Origin of the sequence: Megasphaera cerevisiae DSM 20462, assembly GCF_001045675.1 — a bacterium.
GTDB classification, from domain to species: Bacteria; Bacillota; Negativicutes; order Veillonellales; family Megasphaeraceae; genus Megasphaera; species Megasphaera cerevisiae.
The window spans coordinates 27,393-48,429 of the sequence record NZ_LEKT01000017.1 but is presented as its reverse complement, the minus strand read 5'-3'; the positions used below and the strand labels follow the sequence as shown (position 1 = coordinate 48,429).

Below are 21,037 nucleotides of genomic sequence, written 5' to 3'. Positions count from 1 at the left end.
TTATAATAAAATCCACAGAATAAGCAGAAGAAAAATAACAACACCGGCAATAATAGTAATTTCCGGCCATTTTCCCTGCCTCCCTTTCCTTTTTGATTCAACACGCCGTTCCTTTTTTTTCTTTGGCAGAACGACCGTACGTACTTCCGGCCGCGGTGTCTTCTCTTCAACAGATGCCTTGTATTCATCCACCAGTGCCGCGCCGTCCAGCCCCAGATAATTCCCATAGTTTCGAATAAATCCCTTGGCAAAAACAGAGCCGGGAATTATGGCATATTGGTTCGCCTCTACCGCTTCCAGATAGTTCTGTCTTATATTCAACGCATCGGAAATTTCTTTTAGCGTCCGCTTCTGCCGTATCCTCTCTTCCTGCAACATCTCTCCTACAGATGCCAACAAAAATCATCCCCCTTCGGATATATAATCTTTATTATATAACATATAGAGGAAAGGTGAAAGTAAGGCTCTTATTACATATTACGAATGCGCTAAATACGTCTGCTGCACTTCTTCAGCCGACATCAGTATGTCCCTGGGCTTGCTGCCGTTATTCGGTCCTACGATATGCATAGCTTCCATCGTGTCTACCATACGAGCCGCTCTCGTATAGCCGATCCGAAAACGGCGCTGCAGCATGGAGGCAGAAGCCTGACCTGTTTCCAATACCATATCAATGGCCTGGGCCATCAGATCGTCTTCAAAAAAATCGGTGCCGCCGCCCTCTTGTGCTTCCGCCTGTGCTTTTTGGACGGCTTCGTCATAGTGAGGCCTTCCTTGCTGTTTGATAAATTCTACCATCTGATCAATTTCCGAATCCGAAATAAAAGCGCCCTGTACGCGCAGCGGCTTAGAAGCTCCCATGGGATAAAAAAGCATATCTCCTTTCCCAATAAGCTTTTCTGCACCGGCCATATCAAGAATCGTGCGTGAATCAATCTGGCTCGATACGGCAAAAGCAATACGACTCGGTACGTTGGCTTTAATCAAGCCTGTCAGTACATCTACCGACGGACGCTGCGTCGCCAGAACCAGATGCATACCGCAGGCCCGGGCTTTTTGTGCCAGCCGGCAGATCGAATCTTCCACATCACTGGAAGCCGCCATCATCAAATCCGCTAATTCGTCGATAATGATAACAACAAATGGCATGGCTTCATCGGGATGCAGTTCGTTAAAGCGGGAAATATCACGCGTCTTGGTAAGGGCAAACCGTTTGTACCGGTCATCCATTTCCCGGACGGCCCAGCGAAGGACACTGGCTGCTTTTTTAGGATCTGTTACGACCGGCGTCAGCAGGTGTGGAATGCCGTTATAATTGGACAGTTCCACAACCTTGGGATCAATAAGAATCAGTTTAACGTCCTCCGGACGCTGCTTGAAAAGCATGCTGGCAATAAAGGTGTTTATGCATACGCTTTTACCGGACCCGGTAGACCCAGCGACCAGAAGATGCGGCATTTTTGTCAGATCGGCAATAACCGGGTTGCCTGCAATATCCTTTCCGAGACTGACGGGAACACCCCCCGCCGCTAATTTAAATTCGTCTGTATCAAGGACATCGCGGAGATTGACGCCGGTCAGTTTTTTATTCGGGACTTCAATGCCGACCGCGGCTTTTCCGGGAATAGGCGCTTCGATGCGAATATCCGTTGCTGCCAGTTTAAGCGCTATATCATCCGCTAAATGAACAATTTTGCTAACCTTGACGCCAGCTGCCGGTTCTAATTCATACCTTGTGACCGACGGTCCCTGGCTGGCATTCATCATTTTGGCGTCGATATTAAAGCTTTGCAAGGTTTCCTGCAGTATACGGGCATTCTGCCGCACTTCGTCACTGATGCCGGCAGCGTGTTCCTTACCCGGCTTCAGAATGGCAAGAGGCGGCAGACGGTAGGTATGTTCCCCCTGCGCTTTCGGTACAGCACTCATGCCGGTCTTGCCGACTTCAACGGCCGTAGACGTTTTTTCTATTTCCACCGGTTTTAAATCGGCCAATTCTTCATTCATAACATCTTGTTGTTCTGCAAGAGAGACCGCACCGGCCGCCTTATTCTGAGAAGATATGTCGCTTTCCGATATATCTTCTTCCGGCCTTGAAACGATTGCCTCGTCAGAGGCAGTATCCAATACGGCCTCTGATTCCGTATATTCCGCATAGGGAGTCGTTTCTTGTTCATTATAGATGGGCTCTTCGTCTGCCGGTTCCCATTGCGGCGGTGCTGCTTTTCGGCCTTCATCAATGTGTATTTCCTCGACGCCCTCCTCGACCTGTGAAGAAGCAAGAGCAGCCTTGGCTTCTTCCTTTTGAAGATCAAAGATACGACGCCGTTCGTGCCATTCTCGAATAGAGTGTGATGCTTCCTGAAGCCCCTCAACAGCCCGTCCGGACATTCTCGATACTTCCTCGGAGGCTTTATCAGATACCATCGTTACCGGCTTGGAAATAGACCATTTTTTCCAAGCTAGTATAGTTGCTGCCAACGCAATAAACAATACTAGTACGGCACCGAATTGTCCGAAAAATTCCCGCGTCACCGAAGCGATAACCGCTCCCGGCACCCCGCCGCCGGCACGCAGGCTGACCGGCACAAATTCCGCTCCATCAGGAATGCTGAAAAGATGAACAATGCTCAGCAATACGACATATACCCAGGCACCGACAGCCCAGCTTTTCGTGAGAGGCATGGCTTTGCGAAGCATAATATACTTGAGTCCCAGCACAATAAGTGCCAGTGATACAGCAATCCGCCCCATACCGAAGCCATATGACAATATATCATCTATACCATTCCCTACACTGCCTGTATCCACGCCGATAATTCCTATCGTTGCAAAAATGCCCAAAAAGATAAAACCCAGTCCAATGATTTCAAATTTCAACAGGGGGGCATTTTTTTTACTTGTCCGTATTTTTTTATGTGCGGCAGTTGTCCGCGGACGTGCCGTCCTGCGAGTTGTTCGTTGTGCCAATCTATTCACCTTCTATTGCTTACTTGCCGCCCCGGCGCTTATGCCATTGGGCAGTCATTTCTTTTTCTTTTCCGTATGCCGCCTCTTGATAATATATTTTATCCTTCAACGGCTCCGGCAAATACTGCTGCGCTACCCATCCATCAGGAAATGAATGCGGATACTGATATCCCGTGCCATGTCCCAAGTCTGCTGCACCAGTATAATGGCTGTCCCGTAAATAAGGCGGTATATCACCGCAGCCGCCGCGGCGTACATCGCCGATAGCTGCGTCAACAGCCATATAGGCACTGTTGCTTTTAGGGGCACAAGCCACATAAATAACCGCCTCTGACAAAATAATACGTCCTTCCGGCCAACCGACTAATTGTACTGCCTGAGCGGCCGCATTGGCAATCACAAGGGCCTGCGGATCTGCCAGACCCACATCCTCAGCAGCACAAATCACCAGCCTCCGGGCAATAAAGGATGGCGGTTCCCCTGCCTCGATCATACGTGCCAGATAGTGAAGAGCCGCATCGGGATCGGAGCCGCGCATGCTTTTGATAAATGCCGAAATCGTATCATAGTGGGCATCCCCTTTTTTATCATACGTATAAACCCGGTGCCCGGCGACCTTTTCCACATCTTCATGTGTCAGCGCACCTCCGGCAGGGACAATCATGCAGACTTGTTCCAGCAGGTTAAGCCCTATGCGGGCATCTCCGCCAGCCAACCGTGCCAGCGTGCGGATCAAATCTTCCGAAGCCGTAATACGCAGTCTGCCCATGCCCTTTTCAGCATCGCCAAGCGCCCGCGTTAGCACGGCAGCCACAGCATCTTCCGTCAGCGGTTCCAGCTGCATAATGCGAAGCCTCGACAGCAGGGGCCGGTTGACTTCAAAATATGGATTTTCTGTTGTTGCACCAATGAGGATAACCGTGCCATCTTCTACATAAGGCAGCAATACATCCTGCTGGCCTTTATTGAAACGATGAATTTCATCAATAAATAAAATTGTTCGTTTTTGATACAAATGAACGGCATCCTGAGCCTCCCGGATCAGCTTGCGCAGCTCTGCCGTACCGGCCGCCACGGCATTGACACTGACAAACCGGCTGTGCGTCTCCGCCGCAATCACATGAGCCAGTGTCGTCTTGCCTACACCGGACGGGCCATACAATAATAAGGACGGGATCGTATCCCGTTCTATCATTGATCGCAGAAAGCTCCCCGGTCCTACTAAGGGCTCCTGTCCATACAGGTCATCCAGCGTTTTGGGACGCATACGCACGGCCAGTGGTTCAAACCGGCTGCCCTGCTGTTCATCAGCTATGGAAAAAAGATCGTCTCCGTTCATTTGTTTGCTCCCCAGATTAAATAGAACGCCGCCAAGGTATCTTAGCGGCGAAAGTACATCAGAATAAATTATAAAAAACAAGAAAAAGAATCCCCACTATGCCGTTTATAAATCGAGTTTTGAGCCTGCCTAAGCAGGTGGGTGTTCTCCTATGACGTTCAGCAGTCCAGTGAAGGCATTGCTTTGCAGACACAGAGTCCGAACTCCCAATGTAAAAGATGTTGGTTCAAAACATCGAGACCATTTTACGCACACAGTAGGGCTTTCTCTTGACCTTAGTATAATAAAATATATAGAAAAAATCAAGCCTTGACAATATTTTTACAGTCGTTCCACACATATTTCTTATGTCAATGGCAACTCACGGCCGCCTTGCCGCTATCATAGGAAAGCGCACGGCAATTCTATTCCTTATCGGTATTATACCTCAGCCGTTACCTTTTTTACCGTTTCAACTACATGTTCTGCTGTAAATCCAAAATTCTTAAACAGCATTCCTGCCGATCCGGAGGCTCCGAAGCCGGGCATGGTAACTGTCGCGCCGTCAATCCCTACATAAGCGCCCCAGCCAAAACCGGAGGCCGCTTCAACGGCTACCCTGGCTCGAACGCTTCTGGGCAGTACGTGTTCCTTATAGTCATCACTCTGCTTTTCAAAAAGTTCCATGCAGGGCATGCTGACAACGCGTACATGAATTCCTTCTTTTTCCAGTAATACCTTAGCCTCAATAGACAGAGATACTTCAGAGCCGCTGGCTATAAGAATAGCGTCAGGTACGTCCTGGCCCGATTCGGAAACAATATAGGCGCCTTTCAGAGCATTTCTGCCCGTTCCAGATAGCTGCGGCAGATTTTGACGCGTCAGTACCAGCGCCGTCGGCGTTGTCTTACTTGTGACAGCCAGATACCATCCGGCAGCTGTTTCTTTAGCATCAGCCGGGCGGAAAACATTAAGATTAGGAACCGCCCGCAGCATGGCCAGCTGTTCAATCGGTTCATGTGTCGGCCCATCTTCGCCAACACCGATGCTGTCATGCGTCAATACATACGTGACCGGTAATTTCATCAGCGCAGCCAGACGGATCATGGGCTTCATATAGTCGCTGAAAACAAAGAAAGTCCCTGCATAAGGGCGAATACCGCCATGAAGCGCCAACCCATTAGTAACACCCGTCATCGCCAATTCACGAACCCCAAAATGGATATTACGACCGCTGTAATCGTCTTTGCAGAAGGATGCTTCACCATCCATCTGGGTTTTATTGGACGGCGCCAGATCGGCGCTGCCACCCATGAGCTGCGGCATGAGATTTTTCAAGCGATTGATCATAATGCCGGAAAGATTTCGTGTCGCCTGCGGCTTGTCAGCATAGGACCAGAATTCCTCATTATGAAGAAGAGCGTCCGCATCCACATCACGATGGAACGCAAGCCACTGTTCGCCCAATTCAGGATACGCCGCCGTATATGCGGCAAGAAGTTCCTGCCATGCTGCTTCTGCCGCACCGGCCTGTTTGCTCAATTCACCATAATGAGCATACACTTCTTCTGGAATATAAAAAGACTCTGTCGGCTTCGGCCAGCCGAGATTTTCCTTCATGGCAATAATATTTTCCGCTCCCAGCGGCGAACCGTGTGCCGAAGCTTTTCCCTGTTTAGCCGGGCAGCCATAGCCAATCTGTGTTTTGATCGTAATAAAGGAAGGACGCTGCGTATCTGCCTTCGCTTCTTCAATAGCGCTGCCGATTGCTGACAAATCATTGCCGTCTTCTACGGTAATCGTTTGAAACCCAAAAGCTTCCATCCGTTTTTGGACATTTTCCGTAAAGGCCAGATCCGTACTGCCTTCGATTGAAATTTTATTGCTGTCATACAGAATAACCAGCTTGGAAAGACCCAGTGTCCCCGCCAAAGAAAAGGCCTCCGAAGAAATCCCTTCCATCATGCAGCCATCACCACCAAGCGCAAAGGTATAATGATCGACGATCGGATATCCTGGCTTATTGAACAGAGCTGCCAGATGCGCTTCTGCCATAGCCATACCGACAGCCATGGACATACCGGCTCCAAGCGGTCCCGTCGTGGCCTCCACGCCTGTCGTATGACCATATTCCGGATGTCCCGGCGTCAATGACCCGTATTGCCGGAATTGCTTGATATCGTCCATCGTAAGTCCATACCCATAAAGGTGAAGAAGAGAATATAACAGCATGGACCCATGTCCGCCGGAGAGAATAAACCGGTCGCGATTGGCCCATTTAGGATCGGTTGCATTATGTTTCATGTGATGCGCCCAAAGCTCATACGCTGCCGGCGCTGCTCCCAGCGGGAGTCCGGGATGCCCGGAGTTAGCCTTTTCAATAGCATCAGCAGAAAGTACACGAATTGCGTTTACACAGGTTGTATCAATTGTACTCATTATTTATCGCTCCTTTATTGATGTCTTCCTTTATTATGAATAACAAGATGGTGTTCTGTCAATGCTGAAATGGGGATTTTCCATTTATTACCGTCTCCTTTTATATGGCAGGGCATTATATGTCCCATTCTATTTTGAATTGCTTGCCGGAATAGATTATAATAAATATAAATCGTTAATATACATTTCCTCATGAAAGGACTTCTATGATGATGAATAAAAAGTTTTTTTTCTTTGATATCGACCGTACGCTGGGATTGAACATATCCGAACGAGTCCCCTCTGACACAAGCTATTGTCTCAGACAGCTGCAGCGGCAGAATCATTTGGTCGCGATCGCGACAGGCCGTTTACAGTGCGATGCCCGGCGTTTCGCAGAGCAGCATCATATTGATGACATCGTTGCTGACGGCGGCAACAGCTTGACGGTACAAGGCCAGCTTCTGGAAATGAATGGCCTGCCGCTGGATTCCTGCAAAGCCTTGCTTCACGATCTGGACAAACGCTGTATCCCTTGGGCTGTCGTAACCGATAATACGCTGCGCCGGTATTCGCCATATGAAAATTTTCCCCGCGCTGACCCGCACAACTATATGGAAACCGTTATCCAACCTGTACCGATCAATGCACTGACAGTTATCTATAAAATCACCTACGTCCGCCAGGACAGCGGACAACCACGTCAGGAGCAATACGGTCTGCCCCATCTCCCTTATCTGGACAATACCTGGCTCATTGAGCCTGTCGATAAGGGAGACGGTATTTTGCGCATGCTGGACCGCATTGGCGGCAATCCCGACGAGGTAGTCGTCTTTGGTGACGGGCTCAACGATATCAGCATGTTTCGCAAGCCTTTCTTCTCTGTTGCCATGGGCAACGCACAGCCAGAATTAAAACAACTGGCCGATTATATTACGGATGACAACGATAAGGGCGGCATTCTTCATGCCTGCATAAAATTTGGCTGGATATAGTAGAAAAGACGGGCCGCTCACCGGAAGCGTCCCGTCTTTTCTATTACTTATGATTTCTGCGCGTTCTTTGCCGCTTCTTTTTCTTTATACCGACGCGTCCATTTCCACCTGTTGTGAAGCCAGAACCAATCCTCCGGATACTGGCGGATACGTTCTTCCAGACGGTCATTGAGCGTCTGGGTCAAATCATACATGACACGTTTCCGTTCTTCCTTTGACAGTTTGACATCAGAAGCATATGGCCTGAGCGGCGGCTGAATATCTATAATGTGATGATAGGGACGGTCTTCATGAATAAAAATCGTCATGATAGGGTAATTCTGTATACCGGCAAGTTTAGCCGGACCATCCGGCGTTAATGTATCTTTTCCGAACAATTTCACCATAATACCTGCATAACCGGGGTCCTGATCCATTAAAAGACCAATATAATGTCCATCCGTCAGCAGGCGCACCATATCACGAATACCGGTCTTATAGGTAACATGTTCCTTCATCATAGCCCGGTATTCATTAATAAAGGTATCGGCACTTTTACTGTTCTGCTCCTGTGCCACCGATACCAAAGGATATCCATTCATAGGCAATGCTGCCCCAATTAGTTCCCAATTTCCGATATGCGCGGTTTGAACGATAGCCCCTTCGCCGCTTTGTTTCAATTCATCCAAATATTCCTTGCCGCGCAGAGTCACTTTTTCATTCAAGCTTTCCCGCGTATATAAAGGAAATGACAGAACTTCTACAATCATGGGACCGAAGCGGACTGAACTGGCTTTGGCAATGGCCATGGCCTGTTTCGGGTCAGCCGTAATACCACAGGAAAGAATTTGATTCTGCGCCAGTATTTTACGCTTTCTGGGTACAAATATCCAGAAAATCCAGCCCAGAAAGTTCCCCGCGCGGTGCCGCATCCCTTCGGAGATATGGCAGATAATAAAACTCAGGCACTTCAAAAAAGTATACATACACGTCCTCTTATTTTCCCGTTTGCTGCTCTAATTCGGCAATCTTTTTTTCCAGCGCTTTTATGGTTTTCGCCATAACCGGCAACCGTTTCAGATATACCTGCATACGGCTCCATTCCATATGAGGGCGTGCCGGGAATCCGGCATAAATCTGATTGCCCTCGATATTCCCTGTAATTCCTGATTTACCGGCAAAGACAGCGTTATCGCCAACCGTAATATGTCCGGTGCAACCGGTCTGTCCGGCAAAAATAACATGATTACCCACCTTGGTGCTGCCGGCAATACCGGTCTGGGCAATAATAAAGCAGTCTTCACCAACTTGGACATTGTGTCCCAAATGGACAAGATTATCAATTTTAGTGCCCTTTTTGACCGTAGTAGACCCCAGCGTCGCATTATCGATACACGTCCCGGAACCAATTTCCACATCGTCTCCGATTTCCACATTTCCTATTTGCGGAATACGGGCATGCGTTCCGTCGTCCTTTGTGGCAAATCCAAACCCTTCACCACCGATAACGGCATGGGCACGAATCACATTTCGTTCGCCAAGACGGCAGTTTTCATGAATGACAGCACCGGGAAAAATAGTTGATCCGCTGCCGATCTTCACATTATCACCAAGAAAAACATAAGGATAAATAGTGCAGCCCTCGCCTATTTCCACATGCTTTCCAATAACCGCATAGGCCATTACCGCCGTATTGGCACCGATCCGGGCACTGTCATCAATCACAGCGGTGGAATGAATCCCTGCCTGAACAGACTGTCGGGGATGAAACAGAACAAGAAGCTGAGAAAATGCCAGCCGTGGATTTTCAACAACAATAAGGGTATTGTCGCCGGCAGGCACTTCTTCTTCTACAATCACGGCACCGGCATGGACCTGCGGAAGATATTCTGTATATGGCTGGACAGCAAACGTAATATCCTGCATACCTGCTTCTGCCAGCCCTTTTACATCTTCGATAATACTCTCTCCATTACCAATAACGGTACCGTTTAGAACAGCCGCTAGTTCTTGTACTGTTTTTTTCACAATATACAACCCCTTTTTACTGCAATTTAGCAATCAAATCGTCTGTTACATCGATGCCGCCCTGAGGAACAGCTTCTTTCACTACTACGATACCGACCTTCTTTTCCTTGGCGATCTCACCTAATTTGCTTTGAATTTCAGACATAAACTGCCGCTGCATGCTGGCACCAAAAATATTGAGCTCCTGCTGCGACTGCTGCTGTTTTTTCTGAAAATCTTCAGCCGACATGGATTGCTTTGCCTGCTGCAGTTCCTGTTCTATTGATTTCTGCTTTTCTTCTGTCTTTTGCTTGTACTGCTGTACAAGCGGTGCTTCCTGCTGTACCCGCGTCATATCAACAATCCCTACTTTATCTTCACCGCCGCAACCGGCAAGCATTCCTATGGCAAAAACCATAGCTGCTGCAGCAACTGCACGCTTCCATACTTTTATCATGTTGTAAAGCCTCCTGTCATGCCAACTTGGCAATAATATCGTCCGTTACATCAACAGCAGTACCGACACCGGCATATTCACCAAAAATCATATCGATCCCCTGTTCCTGCGCAACTGCTGCCGCTTTTTCACGGATGTCCGATATTATTTCTTCTTTAACCTGTTTCATTTCATTTTCTTTTGCATCCAGCTTTTGTTTCCATTCTTTATTCCAAACCTCTGGGGCCGGCCGGTTTTGAAGGCCGCTCAGCTGCTGTTGAAAGGCAGTATGGCTATCCTGTCTGCGCCCTTCCAAATCTGTTTTAACTTGTTGGGCATACGCAGCCAGTTCTTTCTTTGCTTTTTCGCGATACGGTGCCATAGCCACCGCAATTTCTGCCGTCGTCTGTTCCGTACCGGATGCTGTCCCGACAGAACGCATGAGGGTCTGGAGCTGTTCCTGCGCCGCCTTCCGTTCCTCGTCGCTAAGAACCAGTGTACGCAATTTAAGCTGCAAATTGACAATTTTGAGATTATCTTCACTGGAAATGACCGGATAGGTCTTTTTCTTTTCCTGAAGAAGCTGCTCATATTGCTGCTGCAGACCATTATTCAATTCGTTTTCTTTGAGAGCAACCTTGGCTTTTAATTCCTGATTCATAGCATCGGTACCAATCGCATCAGATACGGCAAAGTTTTTCGCTGCCTTTCCTTCCACCTCTGCCTGACGGGAATAGTTCCATTGTTCAAACTGATATTGGGCAATCATAGCGTTATATTCCAGCTCCAGATGATGATACGTGCTATACCTGGGGTGACTCATGATGACATGTTCCAAATCAGCATACGCATACACAGGAGCCGCTGGTGCTGCCGGCTTATGGCCTCTGTTATGCATAATCCACAGGCCCATGCCGATGCACACAGCAATAATCACTGCGCCAATAGCTGCCGCATATATCCGTTTCATGGCATTATTCCTATTTGGACTGAGAATCGCCCAACTGTTTTGTTACCTGATCGGTAATATCCGTACCGCCGTACAGAACGACTCGTTTATCGACAACAAGACTGAGGCTCTTCGTATTGGCTACACTACTGATAGCCGAATCGACTTTATCTTTCACGCCTTTATAAATTTCGTCATGCTTTTTAGCCAGATCCCCCTGCATTTTCTGGAATAATTCCTGTTTCTGATCATCCGTCATATTCGCAGACTGTTCTTCAAATTGCTTCTGCATATCTTCTCCTGCCTGCTGCCACTGTTTTTGGGCATCGACGGCATCCTGGTTGTCCGGCGTAATTACCTTGCTCATATCAATAACCCCAATGTTGCTGGATGGAGCCGCATTAACAGGATTTCCCATCTGCATGACGGCAAGGCCAGCAATACTGAGTACGAAGATCAGCGCTACAGCTGCCGAAAAAATCTTAACATTTTTTTTCTTACCCAATTCTGACATCATTTTGACATTACTCCTTTGTCTTTATAAGTAACCGATAATCCGAAGCCATTGATCATGGTCGGATACAATATATTCCAAACCAACATATTCGTGAATACGATATGTCAAGCCTACTTCATCATCCTGATTGGTCAAATCCCGATCAAAGCGGAGCATCCATCGTTTGCCCCAGTATTGGCGCAGCCACAAATGATTGCTATTATCCGTCGTTTCGTATTGATACCCCATCTGGGTGTATTTTCCCCACCGGTAAAAATAGCCGGGGATCACATTCCACTTCACAGAACCAGGCATAAATTCCACTTCACTATAAAACTCGTGATGACTGCCTACTTTGCGTCCCAAGTGGGCCTTGATGACCGTATCATCATTGCTGTCATGTTTATCCTTATCGCGTCCTACATCCATATATGCCCCGGCTTGTATATCATAAAAATCAGTTTGGGACAGCAGATGTATTTCCGTATTTTCACCGATGGATAGTGTCGGCTGCACGTGGAGCTTGTATTCTTTGATAACCCATTGATCAGCAAGGTTTTTCTGCAAATCTGCTTGAATATCCTGTTCATGACGCCGCACGAAGGATACCGGCAGACCTTCCAGACCGGCATAACGCTGTTCCATATGCTTGCGCGTGCTGAGAAAAATAATCTTAGGAAGATTTTCCGCATCCACATCAATATCCACATTGCGAACAACAGGCAGTTTTGGAAGCAGATATATATTAACGGAAGCATCCTTCCCCGGCTCAATAACAATATGAGGATAAAATTCGGGAAGCAGCTCCTGCAATTCGCTTTCCATAACGGATTTTACAGCACCATTGGCCCAGTCCAGCGCATCGACCGGCAATCCCACGAGCAGATTTTCCACAATAGGCTGTGCTCCCTTTAAATCAGCATCCGCCATACGGCGCCCCATTTCCGGAAGTGCCCCATAGTCGACAGCTAGGCGGACAGAACGAATCGTTTCACCCCAAGGGCGAATCTGCACATTAAGAACGGTATCTGGTCCAGGCGTAATTTGAATAGTCTCCACCGTATACCCGATCAGTACTCTGTTGATAATATCCGTAACGGCATACGTATATGCCTCCGCACCGGATCGGATATCGGCATCATCGTGATGAAGAAAGACGTGATTGCCTACAGTTTGGATGCTGGCAGCAATTCGCTTCTGTACCAAAGGAGGCATCGCCTCCTGTACAGAAGCAACATGGACACTGACATGTTCCACAGATGCTGCCATGGCACTACTAAGACTAGCACAGACGCAGAGCGCCGTCAATAAAGAAAAACGAATCATAGCTATCCCGCCTGTCATCATCCCGCATTAGAACTTGCCTCCAAAGCTGAAGTGGAACTTACCGCCATTCTGTCCTTCAGCATAGTCGAGGCGGATCGGGCCGATCGGTGTAGTAATACGGAAGCCAATACCGCCGGCATAATGGAGCTCATTATTGCTGTCATACCAGGGGACATTTTCCGTACCGCCCCACGCGTTGCCGACATCGACAAAAACAACCCCTTGAATTTTTTTAGCAATCGGATACCGGTACTCGACAGTAGCTTCATACATCTTGTCACCCCGGAATTCATCATCTTCGTAACCACGCAGATTATCCGCACCGCCCAACGTAAATAAGTCGTTGTACGGCATATCCCCGGTCGCGATGCCGCCCATAAGACGTACCGCAATGACATGTGCCCTGCCTACTTTATAATATAACCGGTTTTCAGCGATAAATTTGAAATAATCAAAGTCACCGCCCAGACCATTGCCAGCCCATGTGCCGGTAAAGGACAATCGCTTGCCCTTAGTCGGATCATAAACATTATCCCGGTTATCGAATACATGGGACCATGTTACACTGTTTGTCCGGCCAAAGTTATTTTTGAGGTAATTTCTATATGCGTCAGGTGCCGATGCGTCATTGGCCCATTCCCGATAGTTATAGCCACTTTCATAATCAGTATATTTCGTCTGTTTCGTTTCCAGCGTTACATAATCACTGACATATTCACTGCGCACACGGCCATACGTAACATTGAAGCCCGTCGTCCGTTTATCATATTCCGCCACGGAATCGCCATCCTGATTATAATCGTCATACTCCGATTCACGGTCAAATAAACTGAACCCAATAGAATCTCCCTGATCATTCAAATACGGATGGGTATATGAGAAAATATAGTTTTTATTGGAATCCGTATTGCCTCCGAATTCCCAGTTGATACTGGCCTTATCACCGGTACCGCGCAGATTTGTTTCACTCAGTCCCAGAATACCGACAAGCCCGTCCGAATCGGAATATCCGGCACCAATTGTAATAGAACCGGTCTTCTGTTCAACCACATCAATTTCGACAATAACGTCCTTGGGATTCTTTTTACCTGGCAGCAGCCGGACGTTAACGTCCTCAAAATAGCCGGTGTTATATACGCGCTGAATGCTGCGGCTAGCTAAATTCTTATTGAATACGGAGCCTTTTTTAAATCTCAGTTCCCGCATAATAACACGATTTTTTGTTTTGGTATTGCCTTTAAGAGTAATATCTTCAACATGGGCTTCAGAAATCCCGATATGGAGAATTCCCTTGTCATCTAAGCTAACTTCAGATACGCGGCTGAGCATATAGCCGGCATTGCCGTAGGCAGTATTAATATTAGCAGCATCCTTGCTGATCAGCGTCGTATTGAGAACCGTTCCCGGTGTAACCGTCACCAATTTCATCAAATCTTCCGTTTTCATCGATTCATTTCCTGTAATTTCCACGCCGTTTACAATGGGATTCAGCTGCACGGTATAGTTCAGTTCCACCCCCTCTGGTACACCGGTAAATGCCGGTTTAACCGTCGAAAAAAGCCCTGTCGCTCCGATAACGTTCAGGTCGTGACGGATATAGTCTATATTGACCGCATCCCCAACGCGCATAGCCAGGCTCGGCAGAAGCTGTGTTTCGATTTTTTTATCCGGAACAGGACTGATAGTAACACTAGTTGCGGTTTTTCCGACATAGGGAGCTACTTCACTGTCCGTAACAGCACTGCCATATGCAAAATTTCCTTCTTGTCCCTGCGGGAACACAGCCATGGGATAGTTGGGAACCGTCGTATCAATCTGAAAATTTCCCATATCCGACGTGTAGTTAACCGGCGCGCCCGGCAATGTCCGAACGGGTACGGCAGGCGCTGCCGCTTCAACGTCAGGGGCGCTTGATGAAGACGCGGCACCCGCTTCATAGCCAGTACCGGTTTCAGGTGATGCCTGTGCCGTTTTTTCTTTGGAGGCTTTTTCCGCTTCCTTGTGAACCTCGGCAGGACTCTTTCCTGCCTCAATCGCTGCCAGTTCTTCGTCTGTTTCATAACCGGTCAAGCCCGACTTGGCAGCTTGCATCGTCGATACGGTAACCGTATCGGCCTGCGGTGTAACCGTCGCATTCACTGCTGTTTTTTCATTGGCCGCATCGGTTTTGGCAGCTGCGGCCGTCGAAGTGGCTGCGGTATTGACAGTATCCAAAGGCTCATATCCCGTTGCAGCAGCAGCCGTCGTTGCTGCTGCCGTTTCATCATCTGCCCAAACCGGGCAGGTCATCATCGCACTGGTTATCATCAGGACGAGGAGTTTCTTTTTCCGCGTATTCATAAAAAACCTCCGTTATTTATTCTGTATTGCCGCTCCGCGCAGGCTGTGGCGCGCATCTTGAACGGCTTCTTGCACCTGCCGATCCGTTAGGACTGTTTTTGGTTCAGGTATATTATGTTGAACAGATACTGTCTGGGTATATTCCTCCGCAGACGGCACTGCATCAGCCTGTCGTTTCTGTTGCTCCTGCCGATCCGGCAACGGCATGGAAGAAGTCGTACCTTCCGTCTCGCTGTCCATTTTCATAGGTTCCTGCCGGACTGACTGCGCTATCGTTTCCTTCACGTCTGGAACAGTCTCCATGGTAGAATGGATATATGTTCGTTGCCCTGAAGCTATATTTTTTGCATCGGCAGCGGGAGCATGAGCCATAGGATTTTGAAAGCTGACAGCATACCATGCGCCGCCAAAAAGCATGACAGCCGTAACCGCAGCAACGATTTTCATAATCCCCTGACTAGTCATATGGTTTTTCCGCAGATTCTTCATTTCCGCTTCAGCCAGCATCAGATTCAATTCTCCCTGAATATCAGATTTGTGGTCATATGACTTTTCAGCCCGTTCCAGCCACATCTTAACAGAACGAACGTGTTCTGCCATATTTTTATCTGATTTTCCCATAAGACAAACTCCTTTCCGAGCATATTTATAGTATCCTCAAACGCCAGGTCTTTTGTAACAAAGAAAATCGGCCAAAATCATTCAATAAGGTTCAAAATACAGTATATTTCTCCATTTTTCTTTATCAAGTATCGAAATTTCTTACATTTTGCTTTCATGAATAAAACGGCTCAGCATGCCGCGTACTCTGCGGATACCGCGTTTTTGAAGCCGATACACATAGGGCAGGCTTACATCCATATCACGAGCAATATGTTTTTGCTGCTTATCCTTCAAATATACCTCTTCCACTACTAATTGTTCATTTTTCGGCAGCCGTTCCAATACCTTCGCTACATGTTCAAAAAGAAGCCGCTGGCCGGTCTGCTCTGCAATATCCACTCCTTCGTCAGGAAGAAGTTCTCGCAGCGTCAGGCCATTTTCGTTGGGTTCGTCCAAAGACAGCGAGGTTACATGGCCTTCTTTATTCAGATAGTCAACTATTTCGCCACGAATACGGTGAACGGCAAAGAGAGGAAATGCTATATTGCGAGTGTAGTCAAATCGTTCCACCGCTTCGATCAGCCCCAATGTTCCCTCTTGAATTGTATCCGGCAGCATATCCTTACGGATATGCCACCGCATCACTTCTTTAAATACCAGAGGCTGATACTGTTCGATAATACGGCTGCGGCTTGCCAGATCACCGTGATCTTTGTATGCAATCCACAGCGCCTGTTCTTCTTCAGGCTTCAGTAACGAGATATGCTTCAATTCTTCCAAATACGTTTCAAGCAACCTAACCCCTCCAGCTTCTAGTAAAATGAATATTTATAACTTCCGCCTATAAACGAGGATTCATCAGATTTCCAGGCATTAAGACTGAACTTGCTGCTCAGATCATATTGCGCTCCAAATCGATTGTCGTCATGATTCAATCCAAAGGCAGCCGTGACCATAAAATCGGTAAAGAGATATTTACCCATTTCTATATTATAATAGTTCTGGTTTATATCTGTATTTTTATCATTCAAATTCAAAGAGCCATTCGTAACAGTAAGCATATCCAGTGATAATACTTTTTCCAGTTCCTGAGTAATACCCATACTGTTAAGAGTCATACGAATACCTGACCCAATGAGCTTATCCACATCTTCTTCGTTGAGGGACGAACTCTGCTGCTTACCGCTGTTGCGCAATGTGATGAGCGAAACAATCTGCGGTTTAGTCAGCGGCGGATTGGACCGCAGAATCATATTCATATTATCAGCCGGGCCACGCAGTGTCAATAAGACCGAATACTGCCCGATCCGTGTCTGTCCTTCCACATCCATAACCGGCAGGAATGAATCCATGAGAGAAAAATCAGCCTTGGCTTTAGATATTTTAAAATTCGTATCCAAATAATGAATCGTTCCCCGGCTGGCTTCAAAACGCCCGGACGGGCGGGGATGTGCTGCTGTCCCTTTAAAATTGGCTGATCCGTTTATCATTAAATCATACAGGACCGGATTATACAACCGCACCTTTTCTCCTAATGAAACCGTGAAGTCCAGTTCTACATCAGGCGGCTCCGACGCAGACGTGAGAGCTAAGGGGATATCCAGAACCGTATCAGATATTTCAGCAATGCCGCTGATTTTAGGAGCATAGTCTTCCTTGGACAATGCCAAATGACCAGTAAGCGGTCCTTTAAAGTAATCACAGTCAATGAGAAGATGATCCATATCGATGGTGCCATCATAATGGCTTAATTGCCGTCCATCCCAACCGGCGTCAGCCTGTATTGAGACGGATCCCGGATTTTTTTTACCTTTTTTATCCATAGTACCGCTGACACTGATAGTCATATCAGATCCATTAAAATGCAACGTGCCGTTGACATTATTAAGAGGATAGCGTACCTTCTGAAACTGAATAATTCCGTTTTGTACACCCAGACTTCCCTTCAACACCGGCGCTGCCAACGTCCCCGTCAGCTTGAGATCTCCTTCGATTCCTCCCTGCGCCGACTTGACTAAGGGAGTAAGAAAGGTAAGTGCATCCAGACCGGCATGATCGAGTTTCAGCGTCACGTCCATGGATTCCTCCGTTCTGCCGCCGCTCAAAGCACTGACTGGAATAGTTCCAGAAGCACTGGCTTTGTAGGAATCTCGCGAAATGTATGCCTGATTGACATGGATAATGCCGTCATGAACATTGGCCAGGCCATAGGCACTTGTAAACGTGACTCCATTTATCATACCGCCGTTCAGCTGCGCCGATATATCTGCAGTTAAATCATCTCCCGTACCGCTCAGTTCAGCGGCAAAATCAATGGGAGCGTCTACAACGGCCTTTTCCATACCAAAGACAGAAGTCAAAATACGAGCCGGGAAATTCCGCGCAGCTACCTGCATATGCACCGGGCCGTGCAGGGCATACGTTCCCTTGGCCGCCAACAAACTGTCTCCCGTTTTCAATACCAGTTTGTTGATTTTCACAACGCCATCTTCAAACTGTGCATCAATATCCGCGGGTTCAAAAGCCTGCCCGTCAAGGACTGCCTGCGTAATCTGACCGGTAATGCCGGCCCGTGGATTATCAGTCGTACCATCCACAACAATATTTCCGTCAATACGCCCGCTGATATTTTGAACAGGGGCACCGACGATCTGCAAAATGCCAGCAATATCTCCGCTGCTCACAGAAGCCCGTCCCATAATTCGCTGATTGGCCGTATTGAACAGGATATTTCCGTCATAGGCACCGCCATTCTGCTTCAGCCGAAGATCAGTCAAGCGTATGATGCCGTCATAATAGCCAAAGTCACCATGAATCTCGGTAAGCGCCATATGGTTGATATTCAGCGCTGCGGCATTGAGAGAGCCAAACGCGGTGGGACTATCCATTGTGCCCCCGACATGCGCATTAATATCAATCAAGCCACTCCTCGGAAGTTTATTAGATGGCATAATTCTTGCAATATCCAGCTGATTCCCATTTATATACAAATCAAGCGTTTGCCCAACGGATCCATGAACAGAAAGTGACGCATTATATGAGGAGATATCGCCATTACTAATATATACGGTTCCGTTATCCAAATGATAATCAGCACTGATACTCTTATACAAATACCCACTGTAAGAACCTTTGGTCAGATGAAAAGATCCGTCAGCAGACGGATTATCCAGTGAACCGCTGAGAGTAACTCTATTGTCAATCCATCCTGTCAAAGGTATATCTTCTTTTCCAGCTGCGGGTAAAAGCCGTTCGATACGCATATGATCGGTATTAATATTAAGATCAATCATGCGGCGGTCCAGATCAATACTTCCCTTGACAGTATGCTGTCCATCCACATAGCGCCAATACAGCGCCGGAATATCAATATGCCCGCCCGTACCGCGAAGCGTACCATCAATGCTGTCAAAAGGCATTCCTTTAACGCTTCCTGATGAAGCGTTTACTAACAAATCCCAAGTCAGAGAGGCCCCTGTAATATGCCCCGCTGCCGATACAGTCCCGCTCATCGGTACTGATATATAGGAACTGAACATATCCATTGGCAGCTTTTCTGCCGTAAAAGAAATATCCGGTACATTGGTTTCAATATTATACGTCCCGCCGCCTTGAATGGTTCCGCCGGCAACAGACGCTTTCAAATTCATAACCGTCACAACATCACTGTCATAGGCAAAATCAAAGTCTGCCTGATCGGCCTCTATGCCATTGTATGACAGTCCCGATGCAGATGCTCTTCCCTTAGCTGCAATAAGGTTTGTATTGGCATTTCCTTCTGCCTGTATAGTCGCTGAAACGGATCCCAGCACTGCAGCTGGCATCTTAGGAAGTTGTTCCAGACGCACTTGTTGGGCCTGTGCCTGTACCGCATACTCTCCCGTATCCGTATTGTAGTCGCCAGATGCCGTAATCATACCGTCCGCGGCATGACCTGATGCCGACTCTATATTGATAATATGATCCACATATGAAAGATCTATACTTCCATCAGTTATAGTCATTCCATCATAGTTCAATGACGGTACCGTTACTGTACCCTTACCGCTTATATCATCTACAGTGCCCCATATAGTGCCTTGTATACCAATGGTACCCGACACCGGCAGCGATAGCTGCGGCAGCGCACTGAGTTCAATATGCGGTGCTTTAATATGCAGATTAAACACCGGAGTCAGGGTATTCGTTTTAATGATCCCGTCTGCTTTAAAAGATTGTCCATTGACAGCGCCTTCTACATCAGTCAATGTAATATCGTCCGTAGATACATCCACATGACCTTGCAGACCTTCTATATCGTACCCATATGCCGTAACTGAACCGTGTTCTATGTCTGCCTGACCCGACAAAGTCAGGCCCTGCTGACTTTGAGAAACACGAACTTTGATATTCGTTACATCTCCGTCATGAAGCGCCACATCAACGGAATCAGGCAGGAAACCGGATGCATACACAGCCTTCACGGCTTCACCATTTACAATTACATTGAAATTCCGTGAAGACGTATAGCGGCCGGATGCAGTAAGCCGTTTCTGATCAACCATCATATCTGCAGTAACAGCAACTTCAGGGTAAGAGGAAAAATCAGCAGAGCCACTGCAATCACTGCCCACAATAACAGTCCCATCTGCCAGAGCTGCCCGAACCGTGCCGCCGTGAATACGCACAGCCGCCCTAAATCCACTATCGGTTTTATCTGTACTCGGCTTAACCAGCGAAGCTATATTCCATGTATTATCCGATTTATTTTCCCATATATGAAGCACCGGCTTTTCTGCGTCAATGGAATCAACCGCCGTCATAAGCTTAGCATCTCCCAACGCTTGCAAAGCTTTCCACGGATTAACATGAACAAGAATTTCCTGTCCGGTCAAAACAATACGCCCTTGATTATCCTTAACAACCGGATCGGACAACGTCACGCACCCGGTCAACGATATATCCATTCCCGAAAATGCCATAGTTCCATTTAATTTATCATTTATGGTCGTCGTAACAGTATCTGTCATTTTTTGCATCAATACTGGCCGTTCCATCCATAACGCAAGAAACGCAGACAGAATAAAGACTATCATACAAAGGGCAATCCAATTTTTTTTCACCGTCGATCTCCCTTAAAAAAAATGCATAGTGCAGAATAAAGAAAAGAACTAATAATACTGATAGTTCTCTCTTTATTCTACCTATGCATGAGCTTAAA

15 protein-coding genes and 1 other RNA gene are annotated in these 21,037 nt (G+C 47.4%); 1 reads left to right on the top strand and 15 read right to left on the bottom strand.

Going from position 1 to position 21,037, the window contains the following annotated elements; all coding sequences use genetic code 11:
• From AB840_RS06755 to tkt, 5 genes are all read right to left on the bottom strand, one after another.
• Positions 1 to 399 carry a helix-turn-helix domain-containing protein gene (locus AB840_RS06755; protein ID WP_234984883.1) on the bottom strand — a complete coding sequence of 133 codons (399 nt, stop codon included), beginning with the start codon at positions 397 to 399 and terminating at the stop codon, positions 1 to 3.
• Between the two features lie 78 nt (positions 400 to 477).
• Complete coding sequence (locus AB840_RS06750; protein WP_048514072.1) at positions 478 to 2,970, bottom strand: FtsK/SpoIIIE family DNA translocase; 2,493 nt, start codon at positions 2,968 to 2,970, stop codon at positions 478 to 480.
• A 19-nt stretch (positions 2,971 to 2,989) separates the two neighbouring features.
• Positions 2,990 to 4,309 carry a replication-associated recombination protein A gene (locus AB840_RS06745; RefSeq protein WP_048514071.1) on the bottom strand — a complete coding sequence of 440 codons (1,320 nt, stop codon included), beginning with the start codon at positions 4,307 to 4,309 and terminating at the stop codon, positions 2,990 to 2,992.
• Positions 4,310 to 4,395: 86 nt separating this feature from the next.
• Positions 4,396 to 4,575, bottom strand: a non-coding RNA gene (ssrS, locus tag AB840_RS16020) — 6S RNA.
• Positions 4,576 to 4,729: 154 nt separating this feature from the next.
• Positions 4,730 to 6,727 carry a transketolase gene (gene tkt / locus AB840_RS06740; protein ID WP_048514070.1) on the bottom strand — a complete coding sequence of 666 codons (1,998 nt, stop codon included), beginning with the start codon at positions 6,725 to 6,727 and terminating at the stop codon, positions 4,730 to 4,732.
• A gap of 206 nt (positions 6,728 to 6,933) precedes the next feature.
• Here tkt and AB840_RS06735 point away from each other — a divergent pair, with 206 nt between their 5' ends.
• Positions 6,934 to 7,701, top strand: a complete 768-nt coding sequence (locus AB840_RS06735; RefSeq protein WP_234984884.1) for an HAD family hydrolase — start codon at positions 6,934 to 6,936, stop codon at positions 7,699 to 7,701.
• Positions 7,702 to 7,748: 47 nt separating this feature from the next.
• On the opposite strand, the gene AB840_RS06730 is transcribed toward AB840_RS06735, so the two are convergent.
• From AB840_RS06730 to AB840_RS06685, 10 genes are all read right to left on the bottom strand, one after another.
• Positions 7,749 to 8,666, bottom strand: a complete 918-nt coding sequence (locus AB840_RS06730) for a lysophospholipid acyltransferase family protein (protein ID WP_048514069.1) — start codon at positions 8,664 to 8,666, stop codon at positions 7,749 to 7,751.
• A gap of 10 nt (positions 8,667 to 8,676) precedes the next feature.
• Positions 8,677 to 9,708, bottom strand: coding sequence for a UDP-3-O-(3-hydroxymyristoyl)glucosamine N-acyltransferase (gene lpxD, locus AB840_RS06725; protein WP_048514068.1), 1,032 nt, complete (start codon positions 9,706 to 9,708; stop codon positions 8,677 to 8,679).
• Positions 9,709 to 9,724: 16 nt separating this feature from the next.
• On the bottom strand, positions 9,725 to 10,144 hold the full coding sequence (locus AB840_RS06720) for an OmpH family outer membrane protein (protein ID WP_048514067.1): 420 nt from the start codon (positions 10,142 to 10,144) through the stop codon (positions 9,725 to 9,727).
• 16 nt (positions 10,145 to 10,160) lie between these two features.
• Complete coding sequence (locus AB840_RS06715; RefSeq protein ID WP_048514066.1) at positions 10,161 to 11,093, bottom strand: OmpH family outer membrane protein; 933 nt, start codon at positions 11,091 to 11,093, stop codon at positions 10,161 to 10,163.
• Positions 11,094 to 11,103: 10 nt separating this feature from the next.
• Positions 11,104 to 11,589 (bottom strand): OmpH/Skp family outer membrane protein, encoded by a 486-nt coding sequence (locus tag AB840_RS06710; RefSeq protein WP_048514065.1) that lies wholly within the window; start codon positions 11,587 to 11,589, stop codon positions 11,104 to 11,106.
• A 21-nt stretch (positions 11,590 to 11,610) separates the two neighbouring features.
• A complete protein-coding gene (locus AB840_RS06705) occupies positions 11,611 to 12,894 on the bottom strand; it encodes a hypothetical protein (RefSeq protein WP_234984885.1) in 1,284 nt (427 codons plus the stop codon).
• A gap of 27 nt (positions 12,895 to 12,921) precedes the next feature.
• Complete coding sequence (locus AB840_RS06700; RefSeq protein ID WP_048514064.1) at positions 12,922 to 15,234, bottom strand: BamA/OMP85 family outer membrane protein; 2,313 nt, start codon at positions 15,232 to 15,234, stop codon at positions 12,922 to 12,924.
• A 12-nt stretch (positions 15,235 to 15,246) separates the two neighbouring features.
• Positions 15,247 to 15,855, bottom strand: a complete 609-nt coding sequence (locus AB840_RS06695; protein ID WP_048514063.1) for a hypothetical protein — start codon at positions 15,853 to 15,855, stop codon at positions 15,247 to 15,249.
• Positions 15,856 to 15,996: 141 nt separating this feature from the next.
• Positions 15,997 to 16,632, bottom strand: a complete 636-nt coding sequence (locus AB840_RS06690; RefSeq protein WP_048514062.1) for a sigma-70 family RNA polymerase sigma factor — start codon at positions 16,630 to 16,632, stop codon at positions 15,997 to 15,999.
• 17 nt (positions 16,633 to 16,649) lie between these two features.
• A complete protein-coding gene (locus tag AB840_RS06685; RefSeq protein ID WP_048514061.1) occupies positions 16,650 to 20,939 on the bottom strand; it encodes a translocation/assembly module TamB domain-containing protein in 4,290 nt (1,429 codons plus the stop codon).
• Positions 20,940 to 21,037: the final 98 nt, after the last annotated feature.

Excerpts from the sequence above, each read along its gene's own strand:
- AB840_RS06745 (WP_048514071.1), bottom strand. The coding sequence starts at position 4,309 with ATGAACGGAGACGATCTTTTTTCCATAGCTGATGAACAGCAGGGCAGC.
- tkt (WP_048514070.1), bottom strand. The coding sequence starts at position 6,727 with ATGAGTACAATTGATACAACCTGTGTAAACGCAATTCGTGTACTTTCT.
- AB840_RS06735 (WP_234984884.1), top strand. The coding sequence starts at position 6,934 with ATGATGATGAATAAAAAGTTTTTTTTCTTTGATATCGACCGTACGCTG.
- AB840_RS06730 (WP_048514069.1), bottom strand. The coding sequence starts at position 8,666 with ATGTATACTTTTTTGAAGTGCCTGAGTTTTATTATCTGCCATATCTCC.
- AB840_RS06720 (WP_048514067.1), bottom strand. The coding sequence starts at position 10,144 with ATGATAAAAGTATGGAAGCGTGCAGTTGCTGCAGCAGCTATGGTTTTT.
- AB840_RS06715 (WP_048514066.1), bottom strand. The coding sequence starts at position 11,093 with ATGAAACGGATATATGCGGCAGCTATTGGCGCAGTGATTATTGCTGTG.
- AB840_RS06710 (WP_048514065.1), bottom strand. The coding sequence starts at position 11,589 with ATGATGTCAGAATTGGGTAAGAAAAAAAATGTTAAGATTTTTTCGGCA.
- AB840_RS06705 (WP_234984885.1), bottom strand. The coding sequence starts at position 12,894 with ATGATTCGTTTTTCTTTATTGACGGCGCTCTGCGTCTGTGCTAGTCTT.
- AB840_RS06700 (WP_048514064.1), bottom strand. The coding sequence starts at position 15,234 with ATGAATACGCGGAAAAAGAAACTCCTCGTCCTGATGATAACCAGTGCG.
- AB840_RS06695 (WP_048514063.1), bottom strand. The coding sequence starts at position 15,855 with ATGGGAAAATCAGATAAAAATATGGCAGAACACGTTCGTTCTGTTAAG.